Genomic DNA, 18,966 nt, shown 5'->3' with positions numbered 1-18,966 from the left:
TGTTAAAACCCTTTTAACAGTAGCAGAGCGCTTTCTCATGAAGGTTATTTTCCGCCCAGCGAATAAACTCCTCCGCCGGTAGCGCTTTGCTGTAAAGCCAGCCTTGCCCATATTCCACGCCACACTGTTTCAGCCACTGCAACTGAGCTTCGGTTTCGATACCTTCGGCAACCATCGCCAGCTTTAAGGCTTTTGCCATCTCGATAATGTGCGGCGTCACGGTTTTGTGCTCCAGCGCATCGACAAACGATTTATCGATTTTAATGATATCGACGTCGAGGTTTTGCAGGTAGCTCAGGCTGCAATAACCCGTACCGAAATCGTCAATGTAGATCGCATGGCCTGCGGCGCGCAGCGTGTTGATCGCCGGGCCGCTGACGACTGGATCGGCAAAACCCCGCTCGGTTAGTTCTAAGGCGATTTGCGACGGCGAAAGCTGCCAGCGCTGTAGTAATTCCGCGAGTAGAGCCGGCAGGCCCGGATCCAGCAGATCGGTGGGTTCCAGATTGACAGAGATATGCTGCTCCGGGTGTTGCTGCAGCCATGGCCCCATATCGGCAAACACATTTTCAATCATCAGCCTGGTCAACTGCGGCATCAGGCCGCTGTGTACCGCGAGCGGGATAAAAATATCCGGCGACAGAAAAGTGCCGTCCTTTTGCTGCCAGCGCGCCAGCGCCTCGGCTCCAACGATACGCCCGTTTTCCAGCGCCATAATCGGCTGGTAATGCGCCATGATTTCACGGCGATGGATGGCCTCCTGCAACTGATAGTGCGGCGATTGCAGACGACGTAGCACTCTGAGTAAAACAAAGGCGAGCAATAAACTCATCAGCAAGCTGAACGGCACCCAGATAGTCAATAAACGATGCCAGTTGTTTTCCAGCGGCGTGTCCGGCATCCATGTCACGGTGGCCAGCCCCAGGCTGGCATCGTATTTAATGTGGTAGGTTGATTCCCGGAAATGCTCTGTCGTTTGCGCGCGTTGCGCTATCTGCTCAAGCACGGTGCGGGGGATCTCCGTACTACCCGCAATGACTTGCCGGGTGCTGGTATTGACCAGCGAGAAGTGCAGCGGAAGCGAGCCGTAAGAGAGGATATCGATAAACGACTGGGGATCGACCATCACGACATAATGCTCATTACCGATGGCAATCATGTTCCGCGATAAACCCAAATCATTGTGACGCGTAAGCCAGACGCGAAAGCCATCTGCGGTAATTTTCTTTGGCGGCGGGAAGGGCGATGTCGAGGTGCCGCTTTGCAACGATGAGCAGCGCGGCTGAAGATCGTCAACGTATAAAACTTCCTGCACATAGCGATGGGCGTAAGAAGCGCGTTGCATCTCCAGCAGATGTTCGGCGGTACAAACCGGGCCTCGCCAGTTTTCCAGTTGCCGGAGCGCGGCTTTACTTTCGTTAACGACACGCAGTGTGCGCATATCCGCCAGCTTTGAATAGCTTTCAAGCTGATCCATAAACGTTTCTTTAGCCTGGCGATGGGTCATCCAGATACTCAACCCAGGCGGGAGGATCAGCGCGAGCGCCAGAATCGCGATAATAAGAGTTACCAGCCGTCGATTAGTCATGATCAAAAATCCCTCTTTGATACTGATAAACATAGCGTATCTTTCACCCGCAAATGTTATATCACGCGGCAGCGATTGTTTTCTTTCAGGATGAGCAGGGGTGAGGAAAAAAGAGTCTGTGGTGCAGGTTAGCTAAGAAATTTTTACCAAACAAGAAGGGATAAACGGCGCCTCTTTCCTGGTTTTCAGGGCAAAGAAACGCCGGAACAGCTTATCGACGGTGTGCCAGTCGGCGAACCAGGCGATCACCCACCATTTGCACGCCCTGTACCATCACCACCAGGATAATCACAGTGCCGAACATGACCTGGTTGTTAAAGCGTTGGTAGCCGTAACGAATGGCTAAATCGCCCAGCCCGCCACCGCCAATTACGCCCGCCATTGATGAGAAGCCAATCAGCATCACCACCGTTAAGGTAATCCCGGCCAGCAGCGTGGGAAGCGCTTCCGGCAACAGCGCTTTGGTAATCACATGCCAGAGGTTACCGCCCATGGATAAAATAGCTTCAATGCGTCCGTAATCCACTTCGTCGAGTGCGGTTTCCGTCAGGCGCGCGAAGAAGGGAAATGCGCCAATGGTCACCGGCACGACGGCGGCGGTACTGCCGAGCGTGGTTCCTATCAGTAACCGGGTAAATGGGATCAGCGCAATCAACAGCACAATAAATGGCAGCGAGCGGCCAATGTTGATAATCGTACCGAGCAGCGCATTCAGCTTTGGCATCGGCGCTAAGCCATTACTGCGGGAAATAAATAGCAGTACACCCAGTGGCAGACCAATCAGCACGGTAAAGAGTGCCGACAGGCCGACCATATAAATGGTCTCCAGCGAGCCGTTTAACAGCAGCGGCCAGAGATCCTCCCAGCTCATGCGACCCCACATAACGGCCTCCCGGTAAAACCATGACGAGCAAGAAATGTCTGCTCTGCCTGCGGATCGTGCAGCAGCGCCTGGCGCAGTCGCGACCACGGAGCAACCAGCAAATCAGCGATTTTCCCGCTCTCTATGACTTCGCCATTTTCCAGCAGCGCCGCGTGATCGCACAGCGTTTTGACCACTTCCAGTTCATGGGTGATCAACACAATGGTGAGTTGCAGTTTTTGGTTGATGTCTGCCAGTAACTCCAGCACTGACGCGGTAGTTTCCGGATCCAGCGCGCTGGTGGCTTCGTCGCACAGCAGCACATCCGGGTGTGCCGCCAGCGCTCTGGCAATGCCGACACGCTGCTTTTGTCCGCCGGAAAGCTGTGACGGGAAGGCGTGCGCTTTTTCGCTTAATCCCACCAGCCACAGCAGTTCTTCTACGCGCGCCTGACGCTGGTCTTTCGCTACACCGGCGATTTCCAGCGGCACGGCGACATTATCGGCGACCGTACGCGCATGCAGTAAATTGAAGTGCTGGAAAATCATGCCGGTGCGCAGCCGATGTTCGCGAAGCCCTGTCTTATTCAGTTGGGTGATGTCATTACCGTTCACGATAATACGGCCCGCAGTGGGCCGCTCCAGCAGATTAAGGCAACGGATTAGCGTACTTTTCCCTGCGCCGCTGCGCCCGAGGATGCCGTAAATCGCGCCTTTCGGTACGTTCAGCGACACCTCTTTTAACGCCGGTCGGCCTGCTCCAGCGTAGATTTTACTCAGCCCTTCAATCTCAATCATGACTGCGGCGCAACCGGGATCACGGAACCGTTATATTGCTTGCGGATAAACTCCGCGACCTGCGGTGAGGTCAGATCTTTGGCCAGTTCTTTGATGCGCGGATCGTTGGCCAATTGCGGGTTGGTGACCAGAATATTGGCATAAGGGTTGTGCTTCGCACTCTCCAGACCGAGCGCATCTTTCGCCGGGCTCAGCCCTGCTTCCAGCGCGTAGTTGCCGTTGATTACCGCCAGATCGACATCATCCAGCGAGCGCGGGATTTGCGGCGATTCAATCTCCAGGATCTGCAAATGTTTCGGGTTCTGCGCGATGTCTTTCGGCGTCGCCAGGGTGGTGGCCGGATCGGTGAACTTGCTGTCGAGCTTGATCAATCCCTGGGCTTGCAGCAGGAACAGGGCGCGGCTCAGGTTAGTGGCATTATTCGGCACGGCCACTTTGGCGTTATTCGGCAGCGATTTGAAATCCTTGTATTTATGTGAATAGATGCCGAGCGGTTCAATGTGTACCGTCGCGGCAACGGCAAAAGTCTTGCCCAGCGCCTTTTCCTGATCCTTCAAGTAAGGCACATGCTGGAAGTAGTTGGCATCGACATCGCCGTTCGCCAGCAGCTCGTTAGCATTGGCGCCGTTGGTTAATTCAACCACTTTCAGATCCAGTTTCGGATCGATCTTTTTGATGTAATTGAGGATCTCCGCGTGCGGTACCGGGTCGGCGGCGACGCGCAGTGCTTCAGCCTGGGCGGAAGTCCATACCAGAGAAAGAGACAGTGCTACCCCTGCCAGAGTAGAAGCGGCATGTTTCATGATGTGTGTTCCTGTGTTGTTATGGTCAGACGATCAATTGTTCAGTGCGTTCGCGCAGCACATCGCGGTAATAACGTTCCGCCACATCCGGATGGGAGCGCAGGCGGCCTTTCAGGTAGTTCCAGCCGACGTCGCGCAGCAGCGGATTGTGCGGATCGCTCTCCGGCCCGCGGGCCTCTTGCGCCAGCTTCGGCGGTAGGGTGTACAACGGCACCACCGCATCGAGCTGGGCGCCGAGGAAGAAAGCAATCGACAAACGCTGCTGTTCCGCAGGGGGCGAAACCACGCGGTGAACGGTGGCGCGCAGATAGCCATTGGTGGCCAGTTCCAGCAGTTCGCCAATGTTGACGACAAAACTGCCCGCCAGCGGCGCGGCGTCGATCCAGTGGCCTGGTTCGACTTCTACTTGCAGCCCTTTTTGCTCGTCCTGCAGCAGAAAACTGAGAAAGCCGGAATCTTTATGGGCGCCAACGCCTTGCGCGCTCCGGGTCGAGTGCTGGCCAGGGTAGCGGATCAGCTTGATATGCTCGTTCGGTTTATCGCCATACAGCGCGTCAAAGGCGTCCGCAGGCAGTTGCAGTGCTTCGGCAAACGCCCGCAGCAGTGTGATGGCCATACCGGTCATCGCCTTCTGCCAGGCGAGCAGGGCGGGTTTCAGCGTTGGCAAGGCTTGCGGCCAAAGATTCGGGCCTTGTAAGCGTCGCCAGCCGGGATCGCTGTCGCTGAGCAGTAGCGCCGGGCGTTCCGCGCCAATATCGAACTGCTCGCGCCAGTCCGGTTGCCCGCGGGTTATCTCTGAAGCGGCGCGGTTATAGCCACGAAAATGGGGGGAGTGGATCATCGCCACTTGCTGTTTTTGCTCATCAGTCAGGGCGAAAAAACGTCGGGATTCTTGCTGGACGGCGTGTTGCAGTGCGTCATCGACGCCGTGGTTAATCAGGTAGAAGAAACCGATATCGCGCGCAGCGTGGCGCAGATCGGCAAGAAAGCGTTCGCGCTCAGCGCCGTGCGTATAGCGGGAAAGATCGAGGATCGGTAACGTCGTTGCGTTCATTGTGTTCTCCGAAAGCAGTCAATAATCGTGTTCTGGTCAGGTTCAGGGTTCGGGGACAACAACAGCGCATTTTCTTTTTCCTCTTCGTCAGGTGTGATCACAGCTTGCCTGAGGGGCACCAATTCAACCAATAACGTTCTTTTCTAATTTATGTCCGCGCAGGATCACGTGCTTTTGCGAAAAACGCATAACGCGGATCGCTTGAAATGGAGAAATAACTTCGATAGACTTTTGTTATGTTATAACAAAACAGATGAGTGAATTATGAAAGCTGATATCCATCCTCACTATCGTACCGTGGTATTCCACGACACCAGCGCCAACGAGTATTTCAAAGTGGGTTCAACCATTAAAACGGAACGCGAAATCGAACTGGAAGGCGTGAACTATCCGTACGTCACCATCGACGTTTCGTCTGCGTCGCATCCTTATTACACCGGTAAACAAAAAGTGATTGCTAACGAAGGCAGCGCGGCACGTTTCCAGCAACGTTACGGTCGCTTTTTTAGCGATAAAAAGGAGTAAGTGATGCAGGTACTGAATTCATTGCGCAGTGCGAAACAACGCCACCCTGACTGCCAGATTGTCCGGCGCAAGGGGCGTTTATATGTGATCTGTAAATCCAATCCGCGTTTCAAAGCGGTGCAAGGCAAAAAGAAAAAACGTTAAGCGCGAAGTGATGCCAGGGAGTGACGCTGCTTGCCATCGGCCGTGAAGTTGTCGGCGGCAAGCCAGCGTTGCAGCGCGCGATCAATCTGCGGCCATTCCCCGTCAATAATTGAAAACCAGTCGGTATCGCGATTATGGCCTTTGAGCACCAGCGCCTGGCGAAAGCGGCCTTCATACTGAAAACCGAGACGCAGCGCCGCCTGGCGTGACGGCTCATTCAGACTGTTACACTTCCACTCGTAGCGCCGGTATCCCAGCGTTGTAAAGGCATAGTTCATCAATAACCATTGCGCTTCTGTCGAGGCGGGTGTACGGGTCAGCAACGGCGAGAAATGTACGCTTCCCACTTCCATGACACCGTTTTTCTCATCAATGCGCATCAGCGCGAGGCTACCAACCGGCTGCGAAGTTTTGTTGTCAATGACGGCAAAGTGTAGTGGATCGTGCAGTGTGCAGATGCTCGCTATCCAGTCGCGAAACGCCGCTTCATCTTTTTCCGGCTCCCGCAGCAGCCACGTCCAGCTCCGGTTATCACCTGCGTGTTGATGCGCCTGAAACAGCGCGCTGGCGTGCTCAGTGCCCAGCGGTTCAAGACGACAATAACGGCCTTCGAGAGTAACGCGCTGCGGGAAAGGGCGTGGCTGCCAGTCAGGCAGCGCATCGCCGATAGGTTGTTGATATTGATTGAACTGGCTCATTGCGTCTCCTTGTGAATACGGAGGCAGCGTAGCGCTGCGGTGGTTCCATAAAAAGAGCCAGCAGGTTATATTTTTATAGAGCCACGCGGAGAAAATAATGAATATTCCTGAGGATGGACTGTACGCGCTGCTGCGACGGGCGCTGAAGGATCGCGCCAGCCTGACGCGGCAGCGCGCGCTGTATGTGGCGCTGCGCGACGCGGTACGGCAGGGGATGTTGAAGCCCGGCAGTCTGTTGCCGGGATCGCGCGTACTGGCGGAGATGCTGAATATTTCGCGTAATACCGTGAATGCAGCGCTGGAACAACTGGCCGTTGAAGGGTATGTGTTGCGCGATCGCCAGGGAACTCGAGTGGCGAAACTGGCGACAGTTGAGCGAACGGATCCGGCGCCGTCGATAACGCTCGCTAAGCGTGTACAGCAACTGCCGGGCGGCGTTTTACGTCATTCGCCCGCGCTGGCGCTGACGCCGGGCATTCCGGCGGCAAATTACTTCCCGCTGACAGTCTGGCGACGGCTGGCTGAACGCGTGTGGCGCGATGAAGGCAGCCCGTTATTGAATTATGGTGAATCCGCCGGTGAATGGCGTTTACGCGTAGCGATAGCCCGCCATTTGGCGATATCTCGCGGCATTGATTGCGATGCTGAACAGATAGTGATCACCGAAGGCGCGCAGGAAGCGCTGATGCTTTGTGTGCATTTACTTAGCGACGTGGGCGAGCATGCATGGGTGGAAGAGCCGGGTTACGGTGGCGCCAAAAGCGCTTTTCTGGCGGCTGGCCTGGAAGTGGCGGGCATGCCGATCGACGATGAAGGGATGGTGCTGAACTCTGCGGCCCGGCCACCGCGCATGATTTACACCTCTCCGTCACATCAGTATCCGCTGGGCAAGGTGATGAGCGCGGCCCGGCGGCTGGCGCTGCTGGACTATGCCCGGCAAGTGGGAAGCTGGATTGTGGAAGATGATTACGATAGTGAGTTTCGCTATCCGGGCGAGCCCATTCCGGCGATGTCAGGCATGGTGGCGAATCCGCCCGTGGTTTATCTTGGTACTTTTAGTAAAACCTTGTTTCCATCGTTGCGTATCGGTTTTATGGTGATGCCGCCCGCGCTGGCGCAGGCTGCCGGACCGGCAATCGGTAGTTTGTTACGTGGCGGTCATCGTGCCGAGCAACTGACGCTGGCGCGTTTTATTGAAGATGGGCACTACGCACGACATCTCGCCGCGATGCGTCGGCTGTATCGCAAGCGGCAAGCGCACCTGCTGGAAGCCGTTCGCAATGAGCTGCACGTTGCGCATCAGGTTTATGGTGGCGGCGGTGGGCTGCACTTAACGCTGGCGATCCCGGGGATTGATGATGATGCGGTAGCCCTCGCTGCGAGGCAATGGCAACTTGCGCCCCATGCATTAAGCCGTTTTTGGCTGCACAAGCGTGCTGCTTCCAGCGGGCTGGTTCTGGGTTACGGCAATACGTCCGCCAGCCGGTTTACGGCGGCGGTACGTACACTTAACCGATTGATTGAGCAGTCTCGGGACGGGTGAGGGTGAAGACGTCATAAAATGAGAGCTCGCCTTTACGCGCAACCATTTTTTCCAGCCGGGATTTGCTCTCTTCCTCGACCTGCGGGGATTGCAGGATCGCGTTAATCAAACCTGACGGAACAAATCGCGTGTTGTACCACTCGCCGTTATAGCAGACCCGGAAATCGAGCACATCGATATCTTCGTAGTGGTAGCGAGGGTAAACGTCAAAAAAGAAGAAACCATTCAGCACCACGAAGAGCACGATCAATAGCCAGACGGAGCCTGAGAGGGTTTCGGACTGCAGCATCACCGCCAGCGTGGCAAGCCAGGCCAGATACATGCCAACAAACAGGCCGGGGTGTTTGCGAATAAAACTGATGCTGAAGCGCGGGCGGTTATCCCGTTTCTCGCGCTGGTTGATCTCTTCAATCGTTTCGGTGAGCAGCCGCTGTATCTCTGTCATCTTACGCCTTTACTGATACTGTTTTGCAGGTGGACACGCTATTTTAAGTTGCCATTTTGTATGAAAAAAGTAACAGTTTTGCCGCAAAAAACGATAACAGTTAGATGGCTGGCAGGGGTTTGATGATCCGCGCCGGGTTGCCACCGACCACGACATTGGCCGGAACATCTTTCACAACGACCGCACCGGAGGCGATGACGGCGTTATCGCCAATCGTTACGCCCGGGTTGATAATGGCGCGGCCACCAATCCAGACATTGTGACCAATGGTGACAGGTTTTCCATATTCCACGCCGCTGATGCGTTCAGCGGCATCCAGCGGATGCGTTGCGGTGTAGATATGAACGCCGGGCGCCAGCATGCAGTTATCGCCGATACGAATTGGACAAACATCGAGCATGACACAGTCGAAATTCGCGTAGAAATTGCGGCCGAGAAAAATATTGTAGCCATAATCGCAGCGAAAATTCGGTTCGATGTAGACCCCATCACTGTGGCCGAGAAGGCTGGAGAGAATGTCTTTACGCTCGGCTTTTTCTTCCGGCGCCGAATGATTGTAACGATGCAGCAACTGCCTGGCTCGCAGACGATCGGCGCGCAAGACTTCGTCTGCCGAAAGATAGGGCAATCCGGCAATCATTTTTTGCTTTTCGTCATTCATCTGATTCGAAGACACTCGTCACGGAATCTGAACGTTCTGTTTGCGTAGAAAAATAGTTAGCAGAATTATCGTACAAATTTCCACACGGAGGAGGGGATTTTGTCATACAGCTTATTCATGGTCAGTTCTGCCAGGCGATGATCGGCTGCTGAATAAAACACCGCGAGTTCCTCATCCGGAAGTTCGTATTTATTTTTTTCAATTACACGTTCAAGGGTATCAATTGTCTGACAACGTCTGAGACGCATCAAATAATCAACTTTTGTTAATGGTTTTTCGGACATACCTTCACCTTAGTGTTGAAAAATTAACAAGAGTGGCTAACAGGATTAGCCTTGCTTACATTGACGAAGCAGCGGAACAGCTTGTTACCTGTTTTGCGCCATTTCTGTAAGTCATGTGTATTTATGCCATAGCTACTGAACAACATAAACGTATCGTCAAGATATTCGTCTATCTGTTCAATCAGTTTATTATCTTCATTGTACTTAATTTTATAATTAAGTGCGAAGGTCGCTATGTGTTCTATCAGCTCATTTAACTGCAAGTTCACCGCTGATGTAGGATCGTTAACCCACCCATGATGGCTCTCTTCGAGATTAACAAGGCAGTCATGGTACAGTGTTTCGCAGAGAAATTTGAGCTGCGCGATATCATGCCTTTTTGGCGAGTATTCGTCCATAACGCATCCCCTTCTGAGTGGTAATTTTTTTTTACTGACCGACTGCTGTTTCAGGATGGGAACTTCTGCTCTGACCAGAGACAGACGCTGCTTTATGTTTGTCAATATAACTATAAGCTAGTCTGAATGGGATTTCATTGTGCTATCACGAAAAATTACAAATAATGTTTTTTTTGAGAAAAATGGACAAAATAGGAACATGACGTCGGGATGAAGCGTGTTACGCCTGCGGGCGTTATTGCTTGTTCATCCTTGAGATTCATTAAGTTAGCATGGAAGAGATTATTCCAGTTCGAACGGTATTTTTATACCAGGAATCGTCTGAGTTAAACTGATTGTACCAGATAATTAAAGTTTATAAACGGTAAATGATCGCTGCTTTCAAAATACATAGTTATTATAAGCCTTATATTGGCAGTACAAAATAAACAAACAGACAATAAATGCTTTTAATTTCGGATGTACTGATATGAAAAAGGCCGCTAAGTGCGGCCTTTTCTATTAGAGAAACGATCAGTGCTCCTCAACCTTATGGCTGTGCTCAATATCCTCACCGTGGCGACTAAAGCGGCGGCGCACCACCACGAAGAACACCGGAACGAAGAAGATAGCCAGTATGGTTGCGGTGATCATCCCGCCCATTACGCCAGTACCTACTGCGTTCTGCGCGCCGGAACCTGCACCGGAGCTGATAACCAACGGCAGTACCCCAAGGATAAATGCCAGTGAGGTCATCAGAATTGGACGCAGACGCATACGAACCGCTTCCAGCGTCGCCTCTACCAGGCCTTTGCCTTCTTTATCCATCAGGTCTTTGGCGAATTCGACGATAAGTATCGCGTTCTTCGCCGACAAACCAATGGTTGTCAGCAGGCCCACCTGGAAGTAAACGTCGTTGGTCAGACCGCGGAAGGTGGCAGCCAGCAACGCACCCACAACACCCAGCGGTACAACCAGCATGACCGAGAACGGAATCGACCAGCTTTCATACAGCGCTGCGAGGCAGAGGAATACCACGATCAGCGAGATGGCGTACAACGCAGGCGCCTGGTTGCCGGAGAGACGTTCCTGATAGGACATCCCCGTCCAGTCATAACCGATACCGGTTGGCAGCTTACTGGCCAGTTGTTCCATCATCGCCATCGCTTCACCGGTACTTTTACCCGGAGCCGCCTGGCCGAGGATTTCCATCGACGGCAGACCATTGTAACGCTCCAGACGCGGTGAACCGTATTCCCAGTGTGTGCTGGAGAAGGCGGAGAACGGCACCATCTGCCCATCGGTTGCCCGCACGTACCAGTTACCAATATCGCTTGGCAGCATACGGTATTTGGCCTGCGACATGACGTACACTTTCTTCACGCGACCACGGTCGATAAAGTCGTTAACGTAACTGCCGCCCCAGGCTGCACCCAGCGTGGTGTTGATGTCGCTAATCGACACGCCCAGCGCCTGTGCTTTTTCCTGATCGATATCGATCTTGAACTGCGGTGTATCTTCCAGGCCGTTAGGACGCACGCCCACCAGCAGATCCGGATGCTGCGCGATTTCGCCAAACAGCTGATTACGCGCCTGGGTTAATTTCTCATGCCCCAGGTTCGCCTGATCAATCAACTGGAAGTCGAAGCCGGTTGCCGTACCGAGTTCAACAATCGCTGGCAGGTTGAAAGCGAAGACCATTGCATCTTTAATCGATGCAAAGTGCGCGCTCGCACGGCCTGCGATTGCCGGTACTTTATTCGCTTCACCAGGACGTTCGTCCCAGTTTTTCAGCGATACGAACGCCAGACCGGTGTTCTGACCGCGACCAGAGAAGCCAAAGCCGTTAACGGTAAAGACGGAGTTAACGTTGTCTTTCTCGTTTTCCAGATAATATTTCGTCACTTCATCCAGCACTTTCTGCGTACGCTCTTGCGTCGCGCCCGCAGGCAACTGGGCCATAGTGAGAAATACGCCCTGGTCTTCATCCGGCAGGAACGAACTTGGCAGGCGCACAAACAGCACCGCCATACCCGCAACGATGACGATATAGAGCAGCAAGTAACGACCGGTGCTGCGCAGAATGTTCCCTACGCTGTCGGTGTAGTGGTGCGTGCTCTTCTCAAACATGCGGTTGAACCAGCCGAAGAAGCCTTTTTTGCCTTCACCGTGGTCGCCTTTGGCAACCGGCTTCAGCATGGTGGCGCACAGCGCCGGCGTCAGGATCAGTGCGACCAGCACAGACAGTACCATCGCGGAAACGATAGTAATGGAGAACTGGCGATAGATAGCACCGGTAGAACCACCGAAGAACGCCATCGGGATAAATACCGCTGACAGCACCAGTGCAATACCAACCAGCGCACCCTGAATCTGCCCCATGGAACGGCGCGTCGCCTCTTTTGGTGGCAGGCCTTCTTCCATCATCACACGTTCGACGTTTTCCACCACCACGATAGCATCGTCCACCAGCAGACCTATCGCCAGCACCATACCGAACATGGTGAGGGTGTTGATGGAGTAGCCAAAGGCGGCGAGTATCGCGAATGTCCCGAGCAGTACCACCGGCACCGCGATCGTTGGGATCAGCGTTGCGCGGAAGTTTTGCAGGAACAGGTACATTACCAGGAATACCAGTACGATCGCTTCAACCAGCGTTTTCACCACTTCGTTAATCGAGATCTTAACGAATGGTGTGGTGTCATACGGATAAACCACTTTCAGGCCGTGCGGGAAGAACGGCTCCAGTTTGGCAATGGTCGCACGTACCGCTTCGGCAGTATCGAGCGCGTTCGCGCCGGTTGCCAGTTTGATACCGAGACCCGCAGCCGGTTGGCCGTTATAACGTGCGATTACGTCATAGCTTTCGCCGCCCAGTTCAATCTTCGCCACGTCGCGCAGACGAACCTGCGAACCGTCAGCGTTCACTTTCAACAGGATCTTACCGAACTCGTCCGTGGAGGTCAGACGGGTTTGCGCGATGATAGAGGCGTTCAACTGCTGCCCTTTCACCGGCGGAGTACCGCCTAACTGACCTGCCGCAACCTGGGCGTTCTGCGCTTTGATAGCCGCAATCACGTCAACTGGCGTGAGCTGGAAATTATTGAGTTTGCTCGGATCCATCCAGATACGCATCGCATACTGCGCACCGAACAGCTGAACGTCACCGACGCCGGAAGTACGGCTGACCGGATCTTTGATGGTTGCGCCGACGTAGTCCGCAATATCTTCCTGCGTCATGGAACCATCGGTACTGATCATCCCGAGAACCATCAGGAAGCTGCTGGATGATTTCTCGACGCTAACGCCTTGCTGTTGCACTTCCTGCGGTAACAGCGGCATGGCCAGTTGCAGTTTGTTCTGCACCTGAACCTGCGCGATATCCGCATCCGTTCCGGAATCAAAAGTAATTGTAATTTGTACCGTACCAGAGGAATCACTGGCAGATGACATATAAAGCAGGTTATCGATACCGTTCATGTTCTGTTCGATGACCTGCGTCACGGTATCCTGTACCGTTTTCGCATCAGCACCCGGGTAGGTGGCCGTGATCTGAATTGCAGGCGGCGCAATGGTTGGATATTGCGCTACCGGCAATTTGAGGATCGAGAGAGCCCCTGCCAGCATGATGATAATCGCGATAACCCACGCAAAGATGGGGCGATCGATAAAAAACTTAGCCATGTCTTAACGGCTCCTGTTTTAGTTAAGACTTCGGTTTTTCTGACTGGCCGCCGGCCTGGGCTTGCTCTTTGTTGTCAGAAGTCACTTCCTGAGCTTTAACCTGCACGCCCGGTTTGACTTTTTGTAAGCCAGCAATAATCACGCGATCGCCGCTTTTCAGACCTTCAGTCACCAGCCATTTGTCGCCAATAGCCTGGCTTGCGACGATATTACGGACTTCAACTTTATCGCCTTCACCCACCACCATCGCCGTTGCGTCACCGCGCGGCGTACGAGTAACACCCTGCTGTGGAACCAGCATGGCATTCGGGTTAACGCCTTCTTCCAGCTTGGCGCGTACGAACATGCCTGGCAGCAACGAGTGATCCGGGTTCGGGAACACAGCACGCAGAGTGATGGAACCGGTGGTCTGGTCTACCGTCACGCCAGAAAACTCAAGCGTACCTTCCTGGGCGTATTGAACACCGTCGTTGGTAACGAGCTGAACTTTCGCTTTGCCGTTGTCCTGCTTCAGCGTACCGTTCGCCATTTCCTGTTGCAGACGCAGAAAATCATTGCTGGACTGGGTAACGTCAACGTAGATCGGATCAAGCTGCTGCACGGTAGTCAGCGCCGTGGTTTGCCCGCTCTGTACCAGCGCACCTTCCGTGACAGTGGAAGTCCCGATACGACCGCTGATGGGGGAAATCACTTTGGTATACGCCAGGTTGATGCGCGCGCTTTCTACTGCTGCTTTCGCCGCGACAACGGTAGCGTTAGCCTGCTGAGCGTCCGCCTGAGCGGTATCGTAATCCTGTTGGCTGATGTACTTGGTGCCCAACAGTTTCTGATAACGGTTGACGGTCATCTGAGCGATGTTGGCAGCCGCTTGCGCTTTCGCCAGATCGCCTTTTGCGCTGTCATAAGCTGCCTGATAAGTAGCGGGATCAATCTGATAGAGCGAGACACCAGCTTCAACGTCACTGCCTTCCGTGAAGTTGCGTTTCAAAATAATGCCGCTGACCTGAGGACGCACTTCCGCAATGCGAAAAGCAGTCGTTCGGCCCGGTAGCTCAGTGGTGATTTGCAGAGGTTCCGTCTTGACCGTGACGACGCCAACTTCCGGCATCTGCCCCGCACCCTGCTGAGCCGGTTTTTCATCACATCCTGTAAGCGCTAAGCTGCCCGAAAGCATCAGAACGACCGCCAGAGGCGTAAACCCTCTGTTTTTGTTCATAAGTAAACCTCGAGTGTCCGATTTCAAATTGATCAATGGATCAATGGCCCAAAAACCCATTGCTGCGTTTATATTATGGTCGTGCTATGGTACAAACATTCACAAATGTATGTAAATCTGACTCCTGTAAATTCACCAACATATGGCACGAAAAACCAAACAACAAGCGCTGGAGACGCGACAGCACATTCTCGATGTCGCCATACACTTGTTTTCCCGGCAGGGCGTTTCTTCTACTTCGCTGGCTGACATTGCGCAGGCGGCAGGCGTGACTCGCGGCGCGATTTACTGGCACTTCAAAAATAAGTCGGATTTGTTTAGTGAAATTTGGAAATTATCAGAGTCCAGTATTGACGATCTTGAGCTTGAGTATCGGGCAAAATTCCCTGACGATCCACTCTCTGTATTAAGAGAAATATTGGTTTATATCCTTGAAGCTACAGTTGTTGAAGAGCGCCGGCGATTAATGATGGAGATCATTTTTCACAAATGTGAGTTTGTCGGGGAAATGACCATTGTGCAAGAAGCGCAGCGTAACCTGAGCCTTGAAAGTTATGATCGAATCGAGCAAACGCTTACTGAGTGTATTCAGGCAAAATTGCTGCCCGCCAATTTACTCACTCGCCGCGTAGCCGTATTAATGCGCGCCTATATTTCCGGCATTATGGAAAACTGGCTGTTTGCACCGCAATCTTTCGATTTGAAAAAAGAAGCGCGTGATTACGTGGCGATCCTGCTGGAGATGTGCCAGTTATGCCCGACGCTGCAGGCAGACCAGGGCGCCGTCAGCGCCTGACTACCAGAGCCGCCAGGATTTATCCTGGAGGCGAGTCACTTTTCTAGGTTGTTGCATAACGGCGTGATATTCTTGCGTTCGCGGCCATTCCGGCCGCCTTTCCCGTACAGAAAACGATCGCTCAAATTATGTTGCACAACTACCGCACGCGAAACACGCTCGCCGCTTTTGCCGCCGCACTGTTCCTTCTCTTCGCAAGCCTGGTGAGTAACGCCGCCCTTGCGCAGACCACGAACGATTTACCTTCCCGCAGCGACATACAAAGCCAGCTTGATACGCTAAACAAACAAAAAAATCATACCGCGCAGGACAAACTGGTTATTCAGGATTTGACCGAGACGCTGGACACGCTCGACAAAATCGACCGCGTGAAGCAAGAAACCGCGTTGCTGAAGCAAAAAATTGCCCAGGCGCCGGATAAATTGCGCCAGGCGACCGATGCCCTGAACGCGCTGAGTGATAAAGATAACGACGACGAAACGCGTAAAACGCTGGCTTCGCTCTCCTTGCGCCAGCTGGAATCCCGCATCTCACAATTGCTGGAAGATTTACAGTCTGCCCAGAACGATTTATCGAACTACAACAGCCAACTGGTCTCGCTGCAAACGCAGCCCGAGCGTGTACAAAACTCCATGTACTCCGCTTCCCAGCAGTTGCAGCAGATCCGCAATCGTCTGAACGGCACCGCGGCAGGCGAGGGCGCGCTGCGTCCTACGCAACAAACTCTGTTGCAGGTGCAACAGGCGTTGTTGAATGCGCAGATCGAGCAACTGCGCAAAAGCCTTGAAGGCAACACCACATTACAGGATACGCTGCAAAAACAACGCGATTACGTGACGGCGAACAGCAACCGCCTTGAGCATCAGTTGCAGTTGTTGCAGGAAGCGGTGAACAGCAAGCGTCTGACACTGACGGAAAAGACGGCACAGGAAGCGGTAACGCCGGATGAAACGTCGCGCATTCAGGCCAATCCGCTGGTGAAACAGGAGCTGGATGTTAACCATCAGCTAAGCCAGAAGTTGATTGCCGCCACGGAGAATGGCAACTCGCTGGTGCAGCAGAATATTAAGGTGAAAAACTGGCTCGACCGCGCCCTGCAATCCGAACGTAATGTTAAAGAACAGATCTCGGTGCTGAAAGGCAGCCTGTTGCTGTCGCGTATTTTGTATCAGCAACAGCAGACATTGCCGTCGGCGGATGAGCTGCAAGACATGACCAACCGCATTGCGGATCTGCGTCTTGAACAGTTTGAAATCAACCAGCAGCGTGATGCGCTGTTCCAGAGCGATACCTTTGTCGCCAAACTGGAGGAAGGTCATTCCAGTGAAGTCAACGATGAAGTACATGACGCGCTGTTGCAGGTTGTGGATATGCGCCGTGAACTGCTCGATCAACTGAATAAACAGCTGGGCACTCAGTTGATGATGGCCATCAACCTGCAAGTTAACCAGCAGCAGCTGATGAGCGTGTCGAAAAGCCTGCAGGAAATTCTGACGCAGCAGATCTTCTGGGTGAACAGCAATAAGCCAATGGACTGGGACTGGATCAAATCCTTCCCGCAGGCGCTGCATGACCAAATCAAATCCATGAAGATCACCGGCAACTGGGAGAAAGCCTGGCCTGCGGTAGCCATCGCGTTCCTTGCAGGGCTACCGTTGCTGCTGATCGCCGGGCTTATCCGCTGGCGTCTGCGCTGGTTGAAAGATTATCAGGCGAAGCTGGCGGCGCAGGTTGGGCAACTGCGTAACGACAGTCAGTTGCACACGCCGAAAGCGATTCTGATCGATCTTATCCGCGCGCTGCCGGTGTGCCTGATTATTCTGGCGATCGGCCTGATCCTGCTGACCATGCAGCTTAACGTCAGCGAGTTGCTATGGGCTTTCAGTAAAAAACTGGCATTGTTCTGGCTGGTATTCGGCCTGTGCTGGAAAGTGCTGGAGAAAGACGGTGTCGCTGTCAGCCACTTTAATATGCCCGCCCAGCTTACCAGTCACTGGCGGCGGCAAATTGTGCGTATCAGCCTGGCGCTGTTGCCGCTGCACTTCTGGTCGGTCGTTTCTGAACTCTCTCCGCTGCACCTGATGGATGACGTGCTGGGGCAGTTTGTTATCCTGCTGAATCTGCTGGTGATCACCTGCCTGGTCTGGCCGATGTCCCGCGAAAGCTGGCGCGACAAAGAGTCTCACTCCATTCGCCTGGCAACCATCACCGTGCTGGCCATCGTGCCGATCGCGCTGATGGTGCTGACCGCGACGGGGTATTTCTATACCACGCTGCGTCTTTCCGGGCGCTGGATTGAAACCGTCTATCTGGTGATTATCTGGAATCTGCTTTACCAGACGGTTCTGCGTGGCCTCAGCGTGGCCGCCCGACGTATTGCCTATCGCCGTGCGCTGGCGCGTCGGCAGAATATGGTGAAAGAGGGGGCCGAAGGCGCTGAGCCGCAGGAAGAGCCGAGCATCGCGCTGGAACAGGTGAACCAGCAAACCCTGCGTATTACGATGCTGGTGATGGTCGCGCTGTTTGGCGTGATGTTCTGGGCGATTTGGTCAGATCTGATCACTGTATTTGCCTACCTCGACAGCATCACGCTGTGGCACTACAACGGCACCGAAGCTGGCGCTGCGGTAATGAAGAGCGTAACCCTTGGCAGTTTGCTATTTGCGGTGATTGTTTTTGTTGTGGCCTGGGCGCTAATCCGCAACTTGCCGGGCTTGCTGGAGGTGTTGATCCTCTCCAGGCTCAATATGCGGCAGGGCTCTTCGTATGCCGTGACGACGATCCTGAACTACGTCATCATCGCCGTCGGGGCGTTGACGGTATTCGGCTCGCTGGGCGTTTCGTGGGATAAACTGCAATGGCTGGCGGCGGCGCTGTCGGTTGGTTTAGGTTTCGGCTTACAGGAAATTTTCGGTAACTTTGTCTCCGGTCTGATTATCCTGTTCGAACGCCCGGTGCGTATCGGCGATACCGTGACCATCGGCACCTTCTCCGGAACGGTCAGTAAGATCCGCATCCGTGCGACCACCATTACCGACTTTGACCGTAAAGAGGTGATCATTCCGAACAAGGCGTTTGTTACCGAGCGTCTGATCAACTGGTCGCTCTCCGATACCATCACCCGCGTGGTGATCCGCCTCGGCGTGGCGTACGGGTCCGATCTGGATAAAGTGAAAAAAGTGCTGCTGAAAGCCGCGATGGATCATCCAAAAGTGATGCACGATCCGGAGCCGGCGGTGTTCTTCACCACTTTCGGCGCCAGCACGCTGGATCATGAACTGCGTCTGTATGTGCGCGAACTGCGCGATCGCAGCTACACGGTTGATGAACTGAACCGCACCATCGACAAGCTGTGCCGCGAAAACAATATTGATATCGCCTTTAACCAGCTCGAAGTCCACCTGCGCAATGGCAAAGGTGATGAGCTGACTGAAGTTAAGCGCGAACTGAAAGGCGACGATCCGACGCCTTCTCAGGCGAGGTAAATCC

At 53.7% G+C, this 18,966-nt stretch carries 17 protein-coding genes; 5 read left to right on the top strand and 12 right to left on the bottom strand.

Annotated elements, in window-relative coordinates:
• Window positions 1–13: 13 nt before the first annotated feature.
• The 5 genes from DK872_RS05365 to DK872_RS05345 all read right to left on the bottom strand — a co-directional run bounded on the left by DK872_RS05365 (window position 14) and on the right by DK872_RS05345 (window position 5,104).
• Window positions 14–1,588, bottom strand: a complete 1,575-nt coding sequence (locus DK872_RS05365; RefSeq protein ID WP_161518099.1) for an EAL domain-containing protein — start codon at window positions 1,586–1,588, stop codon at window positions 14–16.
• A gap of 211 nt (window positions 1,589–1,799) precedes the next feature.
• Entirely contained in the window at window positions 1,800–2,459 is a 660-nt protein-coding gene (locus DK872_RS05360; RefSeq protein ID WP_007373572.1) for a methionine ABC transporter permease, read from the bottom strand.
• On the bottom strand, window positions 2,456–3,247 hold the full coding sequence (locus tag DK872_RS05355; RefSeq protein ID WP_161518098.1) for a methionine ABC transporter ATP-binding protein: 792 nt from the start codon (window positions 3,245–3,247) through the stop codon (window positions 2,456–2,458). The genes DK872_RS05360 and DK872_RS05355 overlap by 4 nt, the downstream gene beginning before the upstream one ends.
• Entirely contained in the window at window positions 3,244–4,050 is an 807-nt protein-coding gene (locus DK872_RS05350; protein ID WP_161518097.1) for a MetQ/NlpA family ABC transporter substrate-binding protein, read from the bottom strand. The genes DK872_RS05355 and DK872_RS05350 overlap by 4 nt, the downstream gene beginning before the upstream one ends.
• Before the next feature lie 25 nt (window positions 4,051–4,075).
• Entirely contained in the window at window positions 4,076–5,104 is a 1,029-nt protein-coding gene (locus tag DK872_RS05345; RefSeq protein ID WP_007373575.1) for an isopenicillin N synthase family oxygenase, read from the bottom strand.
• A 264-nt stretch (window positions 5,105–5,368) separates the two neighbouring features.
• Between DK872_RS05345 and DK872_RS05340 the strand changes: the two genes are divergently transcribed.
• Together DK872_RS05340 and ykgO are read left to right on the top strand one after the other, a co-directional pair.
• On the top strand, window positions 5,369–5,629 hold the full coding sequence (locus DK872_RS05340) for a type B 50S ribosomal protein L31 (protein ID WP_007373576.1): 261 nt from the start codon (window positions 5,369–5,371) through the stop codon (window positions 5,627–5,629).
• A 3-nt stretch (window positions 5,630–5,632) separates the two neighbouring features.
• On the top strand, window positions 5,633–5,773 hold the full coding sequence (gene ykgO / locus DK872_RS05335; RefSeq protein WP_007373577.1) for a type B 50S ribosomal protein L36: 141 nt from the start codon (window positions 5,633–5,635) through the stop codon (window positions 5,771–5,773).
• Here ykgO and DK872_RS05330 read toward each other — a convergent pair.
• Window positions 5,770–6,471 (bottom strand): GNAT family N-acetyltransferase, encoded by a 702-nt coding sequence (locus tag DK872_RS05330; RefSeq protein WP_035887312.1) that lies wholly within the window; start codon window positions 6,469–6,471, stop codon window positions 5,770–5,772. The two genes, ykgO and DK872_RS05330, sit on opposite strands and share 4 nt — an antisense overlap.
• Before the next feature lie 97 nt (window positions 6,472–6,568).
• Between DK872_RS05330 and DK872_RS05325 the strand changes: the two genes are divergently transcribed.
• Window positions 6,569–8,014 carry a PLP-dependent aminotransferase family protein gene (locus DK872_RS05325; protein WP_161518096.1) on the top strand — a complete coding sequence of 482 codons (1,446 nt, stop codon included), beginning with the start codon at window positions 6,569–6,571 and terminating at the stop codon, window positions 8,012–8,014.
• On the opposite strand, the gene DK872_RS05320 is transcribed toward DK872_RS05325, so the two are convergent.
• The 6 genes from DK872_RS05320 to acrA form a co-directional block, all read right to left on the bottom strand.
• Window positions 7,980–8,459: a YlaC family protein gene (locus tag DK872_RS05320; RefSeq protein ID WP_035887316.1), complete on the bottom strand. Its 480-nt coding sequence runs from the start codon at window positions 8,457–8,459 to the stop codon at window positions 7,980–7,982. The genes DK872_RS05325 and DK872_RS05320 overlap by 35 nt on opposite strands.
• Window positions 8,460–8,559: 100 nt before the next feature.
• On the bottom strand, window positions 8,560–9,120 hold the full coding sequence (gene maa, locus DK872_RS05315) for a maltose O-acetyltransferase (protein ID WP_007373582.1): 561 nt from the start codon (window positions 9,118–9,120) through the stop codon (window positions 8,560–8,562).
• A 65-nt stretch (window positions 9,121–9,185) separates the two neighbouring features.
• The gene (locus DK872_RS05310) at window positions 9,186–9,404 is read right to left on the bottom strand and encodes an HHA domain-containing protein (RefSeq protein WP_007373583.1); all 219 of its coding nucleotides are present in this window, start codon (window positions 9,402–9,404) and stop codon (window positions 9,186–9,188) included.
• Window positions 9,405–9,427: 23 nt separating this feature from the next.
• On the bottom strand, window positions 9,428–9,802 hold the full coding sequence (gene tomB / locus DK872_RS05305) for an Hha toxicity modulator TomB (RefSeq protein ID WP_007373584.1): 375 nt from the start codon (window positions 9,800–9,802) through the stop codon (window positions 9,428–9,430).
• 513 nt (window positions 9,803–10,315) lie between these two features.
• The gene (gene acrB, locus DK872_RS05300) at window positions 10,316–13,465 is read right to left on the bottom strand and encodes a multidrug efflux RND transporter permease subunit AcrB (protein ID WP_007373585.1); all 3,150 of its coding nucleotides are present in this window, start codon (window positions 13,463–13,465) and stop codon (window positions 10,316–10,318) included.
• A gap of 22 nt (window positions 13,466–13,487) precedes the next feature.
• A complete protein-coding gene (gene acrA / locus DK872_RS05295; RefSeq protein WP_007373586.1) occupies window positions 13,488–14,681 on the bottom strand; it encodes a multidrug efflux RND transporter periplasmic adaptor subunit AcrA in 1,194 nt (397 codons plus the stop codon).
• 142 nt (window positions 14,682–14,823) lie between these two features.
• Here acrA and acrR point away from each other — a divergent pair, with 142 nt between their 5' ends.
• Entirely contained in the window at window positions 14,824–15,477 is a 654-nt protein-coding gene (acrR, locus tag DK872_RS05290; RefSeq protein WP_007373587.1) for a multidrug efflux transporter transcriptional repressor AcrR, read from the top strand.
• A 128-nt stretch (window positions 15,478–15,605) separates the two neighbouring features.
• On the top strand, window positions 15,606–18,962 hold the full coding sequence (gene mscK, locus DK872_RS05285; protein WP_079516843.1) for a mechanosensitive channel MscK: 3,357 nt from the start codon (window positions 15,606–15,608) through the stop codon (window positions 18,960–18,962).
• Window positions 18,963–18,966 lie beyond the last annotated feature (4 nt).

Source organism: Kosakonia sp. MH5, assembly GCF_009935945.1.
Taxonomy (GTDB): Bacteria; Pseudomonadota; Gammaproteobacteria; order Enterobacterales; family Enterobacteriaceae; genus Kosakonia; species Kosakonia radicincitans.
The sequence above is the reverse complement of the archived record's forward strand: the minus strand, read 5'-3'. Positions and strand labels throughout refer to the sequence as shown.